At 71.0% G+C, this 8,018-nt stretch carries 7 protein-coding genes and 2 pseudogenes; 4 read left to right on the forward strand and 5 right to left on the reverse strand.

Features of this window, described 5'->3' with window-relative positions; translation table 11 throughout:
* Positions 1-55: 55 nt before the first annotated feature.
* Positions 56-898 (reverse strand): annotated as a pseudogene (locus tag JM949_RS14305) (MinD/ParA family ATP-binding protein); the annotation flags it as partial.
* An 84-nt stretch (positions 899-982) separates the two neighbouring features.
* Here JM949_RS14305 and JM949_RS14310 point away from each other — a divergent pair.
* From JM949_RS14310 to JM949_RS14320, 3 genes and pseudogenes are all read left to right on the forward strand, one after another.
* Positions 983-1,390, forward strand: a complete 408-nt coding sequence (locus JM949_RS14310) for a YciI family protein (RefSeq protein WP_203148979.1) — start codon at positions 983-985, stop codon at positions 1,388-1,390.
* Positions 1,387-2,526, forward strand: a pseudogene (locus tag JM949_RS14315) (RNA polymerase sigma factor); the annotation flags it as partial. The gene JM949_RS14310 and the pseudogene JM949_RS14315, both read left to right, overlap by 4 nt.
* Positions 2,527-2,907: 381 nt before the next feature.
* On the forward strand, positions 2,908-3,939 hold the full coding sequence (locus tag JM949_RS14320; RefSeq protein WP_203148981.1) for a glycoside hydrolase family 11 protein: 1,032 nt from the start codon (positions 2,908-2,910) through the stop codon (positions 3,937-3,939).
* A 79-nt stretch (positions 3,940-4,018) separates the two neighbouring features.
* Here the strand turns inward: JM949_RS14320 and JM949_RS14325 are convergent, their stop codons facing one another.
* Positions 4,019-4,999, reverse strand: coding sequence for an NAD(P)-dependent alcohol dehydrogenase (locus JM949_RS14325; RefSeq protein ID WP_203148987.1), 981 nt, complete (start codon positions 4,997-4,999; stop codon positions 4,019-4,021).
* A gap of 117 nt (positions 5,000-5,116) precedes the next feature.
* Between JM949_RS14325 and JM949_RS14330 the strand changes: the two genes are divergently transcribed.
* A complete protein-coding gene (locus JM949_RS14330) occupies positions 5,117-5,845 on the forward strand; it encodes a TetR/AcrR family transcriptional regulator (protein WP_203148982.1) in 729 nt (242 codons plus the stop codon).
* A 55-nt stretch (positions 5,846-5,900) separates the two neighbouring features.
* On the opposite strand, the gene JM949_RS14335 is transcribed toward JM949_RS14330, so the two are convergent.
* The 3 genes from JM949_RS14335 to JM949_RS14345 all read right to left on the reverse strand — a co-directional run bounded on the left by JM949_RS14335 (position 5,901) and on the right by JM949_RS14345 (position 7,754).
* A complete protein-coding gene (locus tag JM949_RS14335; protein ID WP_203148983.1) occupies positions 5,901-6,794 on the reverse strand; it encodes an SGNH/GDSL hydrolase family protein in 894 nt (297 codons plus the stop codon).
* Positions 6,795-6,914: 120 nt separating this feature from the next.
* Positions 6,915-7,058, reverse strand: a complete 144-nt coding sequence (locus JM949_RS14340) for a hypothetical protein (RefSeq protein ID WP_203148984.1) — start codon at positions 7,056-7,058, stop codon at positions 6,915-6,917.
* 81 nt (positions 7,059-7,139) lie between these two features.
* Positions 7,140-7,754, reverse strand: a complete 615-nt coding sequence (locus JM949_RS14345) for a dihydrofolate reductase family protein (protein ID WP_203148985.1) — start codon at positions 7,752-7,754, stop codon at positions 7,140-7,142.
* Positions 7,755-8,018 lie beyond the last annotated feature (264 nt).

Raw genomic sequence — 8,018 nt, forward strand, 5'->3', positions numbered from 1 at the left:
CGATGATCCTCTCAGGCCCGGCGCGCGGCCGGGGCTCCGGTGGCGGCAGATGAGCTCACCGGGCGAACGGCTCCACCATCATCGCCGCGGCCCGCAACCACGCCTGCCGGGTCTCCGGTTGGAGCTGGTGGTACTCGATCGACGACCCGGTCTCCAGCGCCGGGTCGTACGGCACCACGGCCACGCCACGGGTACGGGTGGCGAAGTGCCGCTCCAGGTCGTCCTGGAGGGTCGAGCGCCCCGGGGTCGGGCAGGAGATGAGGGTGATCGCGTTGTCCGCCAGCTCGCTCATGCCCTCCTCGTGCAGCAGGTCGAGCATCCAGTCCGCGCTGAACGCCGCGTCCTCACGGGGAACGGTGGTCACCACCAACTGGTCTGCGGCCTGCATCACGGTGCGCCAGTTCGGGCTCTCCACGTTGTTGCCGGTGTCCACGCAGACCACCTCGTGGGTGCGTCGCAGCAACTCCAGCACGCGGCGAACGGTGAACTGGTCCAGACGCTGGGCGAAGCGCGGGCTCTCCTCACCGGCCAGCACGTCGTACGAGCCGTCGGAGGCGTGCCGCAGGTAGTCGTCCAGCCGGTCCAGCAGGGTCGCGCCCTCCAGGATCTCGATCTGGGCCAGGTCGCTGATCAGGTGTCGGATCGTCCGGGCGTGCCGCGCGCTGCCGGCCCGCAGACCGAGGGTGCCGCGCAGCTCGTTGTCGTCCCAGGCCAGCACGCCCTGCCCGCGCACGCTGCCGACAGTGGCCGCGGCGAGCACGGTGGCGGTGGTCTTGTGCACCCCGCCCTTGGGGTTGGCGAAGGCGAACACCCGGGGCGTGCCCAGGTCCCGGCGGAGCACCCCGTTGGCGCGCTCCTGCTCCTGGTCGACGCCCTGCGGGCGCCACTCGATCCGGGCCGGATAGGCGCGCTCGGTGAGCTGCGTCGTCCCCGAGGTGAACGTGACCACGATGGGTCGCAGACCGCACCAAGGAGAAGCACGATGGCCAAGTACCTGCTGCTCAAGCACTACCGAGGCGGACCGGCCGCGGTCAACGACGTGCCGATGGACCAGTGGACGCCGGAGGAGATCTCGGCCCACATGCGGTACATGCGCGAATTCGCCGCCCGGCTCGAGGGAACCGGGGAGTTCGTCGACGCTCAGGCGCTCGCCCCCGAGGGGACCTTCGTCCGGTACGACGGCGAAGGTCGCCCGCCGGTCACCGACGGCCCGTTCGCCGAGACCAAGGACCTGATCGCCGGCTGGATGGTGATCGACGTCGACAGCTACCAGCGCGCCGTCGAGCTGGCCGGGGAGTTGTCGGCCGCCCCCGGCGCGGGCGGGAAGCCGATCCACGAGTGGCTCGAACTGCGCCCCTTCCTGCAAGAGACGCCCACCATCACGGAGTGAACGACGCCCAGTTCCGAAGCCTGACGCCGAGCGTGCTCGGGGTCCTCGTCCGCCGCGGAGTCGACTTCGCGGCGGCCGAGGACGCCGTGCAGGACGCGCTAATCGAGGCGGTCCGGGTCTGGCCGGCCGACCCGCCACGCGACCCCAGGGGTTGGCTGATCACGGTGGCGTGGCGCCGGTTTCTCGACTCGGCCCGGGCCGACGCCGCCCGGCGTCGCCGCGAGGATCTCGTCGACGAGGAGCCGGCCCCCGGGCCGGCAGCCAGCGAGGACGACACGCTTCAGCTCTACTTCCTGTGCGCGCACCCGTCGTTGACGCCGTCATCGGCGGTCGCGCTCACGCTGCGGGCCGTGGGCGGGCTCACCACCCGGCAGATCGCGCAGGCCTATCTGGTGCCCGAGGCGACCATGGCGCAGCGCATCAGCCGGGCGAAACGCACCGTCTCCGGGGTGCGGTTCGACCAACCCGGCAACGTGGCCACCGTGCTGCGCGTCCTCTATCTGGTCTTCAACGAGGGCTACTCCGGCGACGTCGACCTCGCCGCCGAGGCCATCCGGCTCACCCGGCAACTCGCGGCCGCCGTCGATCATCCCGAGGTGGCGGGGCTGCTCGCCCTGATGCTGCTGCACCAGGCCCGGCGCACCGCGCGGACCGCTACCGACGGCAGCCTGGTGCCGCTCGCCGAGCAGGACCGCGGCCGGTGGAACACCCGGATGATCGCCGAGGGCGTCGGGATCCTGCAGGCGGCCCTCGCCCGCGACCGGCTCGGCGAGTTCCAGGCCCAAGCGGCCATCGCCGCCCTGCACGCCGACGCGCCCACCGCGGCCGAGACCGACTGGGTGCAGATCGTCGAGTGGTACGACGAACTCGTGCGCCTGACCGACAGCCCGGTCGTCCGGCTCAACCGGGCGGTGGCCGTCGGCGAAGCCGACGGAGCACGCGCCGGCCTGGCGGCGCTCGCGACCCTGGACCAGGCCCTGCCCCGTTACCCGGCGGTGGCGGCGTACCTGCACGAGCGCGACGGCAACCTGGCAACGGCGGCGCGGCTGTACGCCACGGCGGCCCACCAGGCGCCCAACCGCGCCGAGCGGGACCACCTGACCCGCTCGGCGGCCCGCCTCAACGCCCTCCGGAAAATCTCCGGAACTTCCGGCGACTCCCATCTGGACGGCGATTCGTCGACGGGATCGGGCTGCGATACCCCGAAACACTGATCGACTACTGACCTGGATGGATGCTGCCAGGCCAAGGGCCGGTGGTCCGACGGACATTGCCGCCGTGTTTCCGGAAGTTGTTGACAAGTCGACGACCGGGTCAATACGGTCGCCATCGACGGTACTCAATCGCCGTCGATGCCAGTCACCGCGACCCGCTCCTCCGGTCGTCGTGCAGGACGACCGGTCAACCACCACCGAGCGGCGCGCCGCCGTGGCCGTCACCCGGCCACCGGCAGCCCGCCGCGGCGCGAACCGCGCTGCTGACCCCCCGGTCAGCCGTCCCGAGGAGGAAAGACGTCCATGACCGACACCAGCCACACCCCCATCGCGCCGAGGAGACGCGGCCGCATCCGGCTACTCCTCGGTGCCGCGTGCGCCGCCGTCCTGGCAGTCACCGGCACGGTGACGGCCACCAACGCGTACGCCGAGGCCGACCGGACGGTCAGCTCGAGCACCACCGGCACCCACAACGGTTACTACTTCTCGTTCTGGAAGGACAGCGGCAACGCCAGCATGACGCTGCGCGCTGACGGCCGATACTCCAGCAGCTGGGACCGGAGCACCAACAACTGGGTCGGCGGCAAGGGTTGGGCCACCGGCAACCGGCGCACTGTCAGTTACTCGGGCACCTACAACCCGGGCAACAACAACACCTATCTCGCCCTGTACGGATGGACGCGCAACCCGCTGATCGAGTACTACGTGGTGGAGAACTTCGGCAGCTACAACCCGAGCAGCGGCGCCACCCGGATGGGCACCGTCACCACCGACGGCGGCACCTACGACATCCTGCGCAGCCAGCGGGTCAACGCCCCGTCGATCGACGGCACCCAGACGTTCTACCAGTACTGGAGCGTCCGCCAGCAGAAGCGCTCCAGTGGCACCATCACCACGGCCAACCACTTCGACGCCTGGGCCCGCGCCGGCCTGAACCTCGGCACCAACCACAGCTACCAGATCATGGCCACCGAGGGCTACCAGAGCCAGGGCAGCTCCGACATCACCGTCCGGGAGGGCAGCGGCGGCGGCAACCCGACCACCCCGCCGACCACCGGCAACCCGGGCACCGGCAACTGCACCGCGACGATCTCGGCGGGCGAGCAGTGGGGCGACCGGTTCAACCTGAACGTCGCGGTCAGCGGCACCAACAACTGGGTCGTCAGCCTCGGCCTCAACGGCGGTCAGAGCATCCAGAACAGTTGGAACGCCTCCGTCAGCGGCACCAGCGGCACGGTGACGGCCAGGCCGAACGGCAGCGGCAACAACTTCGGCATCACGATCATGGCCAACGGCAACTGGACCTGGCCGACGATCTCCTGTCGGACCAGTTAGCCCTGGTCAGCTCCTGACAGCACACCTCTGGCGTGGCGGCCCCGGCCGTCACGCCAGAGGTGTGCCGGCGGTGGCGACGTCAGACGGTGATGACGACTTTGGCCCGGGCGTGCTCACCTTCGAGGTACCGCAGCGCCCGAGGCACCTCGTGCAGCGGATAGGCCCGGTCGATGACCGGGGTGAGACGGCCGTTCTCGGCGTGCACCCGAAGCGCGTCGAGGTGCTGCCGACCGGGCACCGCCGTGAGGACGACGATGCGGTGTCTGACGAGGGGCGCCAGCAGCCGTCCGCGCGCGAGCAGCCCGACCGGTCCGATCAGACTGCCGCCTCGGTAGACACCACCGCCGGAGAGCAGCAACGCCCCGGTCGGGGTCAGCACCCGCCGCAGCGCCGTGAGTGACCGGTTGCCGACCAGGTCGAACACCACGTCGTGGCGACGGCTGTCGCGGGTGAAGTCGTCCCGGGTGTAGTCGACGACGTGCGCGGCACCGAGGGAACGGACCAGGTCGACGTTGCGCGTGCTGCACACGGCGGTCACCGTCGCCCCGAGCGCCGTGGCCAGTTGGATCGCCAGCGTGCCGACGCCACCGGACGCCCCGTTGATGAGGAGGCGGTCCCCGGGCCGGACCGGCCCCGCGCCCAGGCCCATCAGCGCCGTGACGCCGGCCAGCGGCAGGGCGGCCGCCTGCTGTGGGGTCAGGTTCGCCGGCCGCGCCGCAACCAGACTCGCGGGCACGCGCACGTACTCCGCGAACGCGCCGCCCGCCGCACCGAGGTCGCCGAAGACGGCGTCGCCCGGGCGGAGCTGTCGCACCCGGTTGCCGACGGCCTCGACCCGGCCGGCGAAGTCCCGGCCGGGGATGCGCGCGCGGGGCCGCGACCGGCCCATCGCCAACCGCGCCATCCGGGGATCGCCCCGCATGGCATGCCAGTCGTACGCGTTGAGTGCGGCGGCCTCCACCCGGACGAGAACGTCGTCGGCGGCGGGCACCGGCGGGTCCACGTCGGCGAGCGTGAGGGCCTCGGGTGGGCCGTACCGGTCCTGGATGATCGCCTTCAATTCCCTCACCCCTCCCCCGGTGTACGGCGTACACCTCCTGGTGACAAGGTTAGGTGTACGCCGTACACCTGTCAATGAGATTAGGGTTCGACTGACGACCGGACGACGAGGAGTGAGATGGCCGAGCAGGCGGAGACGCTGCGCCGCGCGCCGCTGAGCAGGGACCGGGTGCTACGCGCCGCCGTCGCGCTCGCCGACCAGGCCGGGATCGAGTCCCTCAGCATGCGCAATCTCGCCCAGGAGTTGGGCGTCGTACCGATGGCCCTCTACAAGCACGTGTCCAACAAGGACGAGCTGCTCGACGGCATGATCGACGTGGTGGTCGGCGAGATCGACGCGCCCGTGTCCGAGGCCGACTGGAAGCACGCCGTCCGGCAGCGCATCCTCTCGGCACGGCAGGTGCTGCGACGCCACCCCTGGGCGCCGCTGGCGATCGAGTCGCGGAACATGGCCACGCCGGCCATCCTGGCCTACCTCGACTCGGTGATCGGGACGTTCCGGGCCGGCGGATTCTCTGTCGACCTCGCCCACCACGTGATGCACGCCATGGGCAGCCGGATTCTCGGCTTCAGCCAGGAACTCTTCGACGCCACCCGGCGCGCCGGCCGCTCCGGCCGGACCGAGCCGACCCCGCCGGCAGTCCTCCCACCGGAGGTGGCCGCCCGGTTCCCGCACGTCGCGGAGATCGCCATGGCGGCGGCGCACGACGACGCGTCGGTCCTCGGGCAGGGCTGCGACGACCAGTTCGAGTTCGAGTTCGCGCTGGACCTGCTGCTGGACGGCATCGAGCGACTGCAACAACAGGGCTGGGCCTCGCCCCGCCGGCACCGGAAGGCCAGCGGGTAGCGACGGCAGGACGGGCAGTCAGGGCGCCCGGCCTGCCGTCAGGTCACCGATTCGGTCAGCTGTTCAGTGTGGCGAGCAGGGCGGTGGCCATGCCCTGCTCACCGCGGGCGTTCGGGTGGAAGGGCGCGGCCGAGTTCTGTGGCACCAGGCCCTCGACCCACCGGGTGCCGCTGCCCTTGCACGCGTCCCGGCCGATCGACGGGGTGTAGACGTCGGCGTAGGTGGCGCCGTTCGCGCTCGCGGTGCTGGCCAACATCGCGTTGAGCGACTTCTCGATGGTGCGCAGGTACGGCACGTCCTGGTAGGCGATCGGGACGACCGGCCAGCAGCCGTAGCCGGTGTCCGGCAGGATCGCCGGGTATCCCAGGACCACCACCCGCGCGTTCGGCGCGGCCCGCCGGACCGCTTGCAGCGTGGCGGTGATCTTCGGCGTGGCGGCGACGATCCTCGCCTGCAACTGGTCGACACCGCCGGCGGTGTACCGGTTCTTGCACGGCGAGCCGAGCGGGCTGCTGAGGCTCGCCTGCGCGCAGTCGCTGATGATGCCGGAGAAGCCGATGTCGTTCCCGCCGATCTGCACCGTCACCAGCGCGGTGTTCGACGTCACCGCGTTGAGCTGCGGTGGCAGCGTGACGCCCAGTTGGCCGCTGCCGCCGTAGAGGATGTCGTCCGTGGTGGCGCCGGAGCAGCTCACGTCGACGAACGAGGAGGAGCCGGCGGACGCGGCCACCAGGGAGGGGTAGTTGCGGTTGGACCGCAGGCAGTTCAGGTCGACCTGGGTGGGGATCAGCGGCCCGGCGGTGTACGAGTCACCCAGTGCGACGTAGCGACCGGTGGGCACTGCGGCGCTGGCGGGCGTGGCGACGGCGAGCAGCACACCGGCGGTGGCGACCGCGAGTGCGGCCATTCTGGTGGCTGCCCGCAGCAGGGGCAGGCGGGGACGGGTCATGGCGCCTCCCAGGAGGGATCACGGTGGTGGTGCCGAGATCCTTTCGCCGCCGGCGCCGCTCGTCAATATCGATGAGCCTCACTAAAAGCATGTCCGAAGTGTGGGACGCATCGGTGGTGTTCAATCAGTGGGCGCGTACCACCGGGCACCGGTGATCCGGATCCGCCGGGACTGCTTCCGGTTCCACTTGACCCGCATGCCGTGCCGCCGCAGCACCGGAAACGCGATGTCGTCACGCCCTCGGGGCGGTCGTTGTACCTCCATCCAGCCACGGCGACATCGTCGCCCAGCCGTACGACGGCCTGGAAGCGGGGACGGCCGGCCCGGCCGGCCCCGCTTCGGCAGTCAGTTGCCGGCGGGCACCTGGTCCTTGACGTCGTCGTAACCGGCCTTGCCCGGCGCCGGAGCCGGCGCGTAGATCACCCGGAGCACACCGGTCGGAAACGCCTCCGACGCCACCAGCCGCAGGTGGTACGCCGCGTCGCCCTCGTCGAACAGCTTGCGGCCCTTACGCGCGGCCACCGGGTGCACCAGCAGCCGCAGCTCGTCGACCAGCCCCGCGGCGAGCAGTTGCTGCACCACGGAGATCGACCCGGGGATGAGGATGCCGCGCACACCAGGGTCGGCCTTGAGGGCGGCGACGGCGTCGACGAGGTCCCCCTGGATCAGCTCCGAGTTACGCCAGGAGAACTCCAGTGCCTGGCGCGAGACCACGACCTTGCGCATGTCGCCGAGTTGCTTGGCGAACGGCGCGTCCTCCCCACCCGCGGCCTCCCGGTCGGGCCACGCGCCAGCGAAGCTGTCGTACGTCTCGCGCCCGATCAGCAACACGTCGGCGGTCTCGTAGTCCTCGGTGACGGCGCGGCCCATGTTCTCGTCGAAGTACGGGAAGTGCCAGTCCGGGTCGATCTCGGCCACACCGTCGGCCGAGATGAACAGCGTGGAGATGACAGTTGCCATCGCGGGGGATCCCTTCGAGTCGGGTGATGTCGACAGATCGACCGGCGCATCATCCCAAACCCGTCGGACACAATTTCGCCCCTGCCGCCGCATGTCGCAGCCCGGCAGGACAGGGGCGGCCCGGCGTGCTGCCGGGCCCGCCCGTCTGGGTCAGGTTGGGTCAGCGTTGGGTCAGCGTTGCAGGGTCAACAGACCCGGCCGGTACGGCAGCAGCCCGTAGTCGACGCCGTTGGAGCTGGGCGAACGACCCTGGTAGAGCAGTTG

Origin of the sequence: Micromonospora tarensis, from assembly GCF_016803395.1 — a bacterium.
Taxonomy (GTDB): Bacteria; Actinomycetota; Actinomycetes; order Mycobacteriales; family Micromonosporaceae; genus Micromonospora; species Micromonospora tarensis.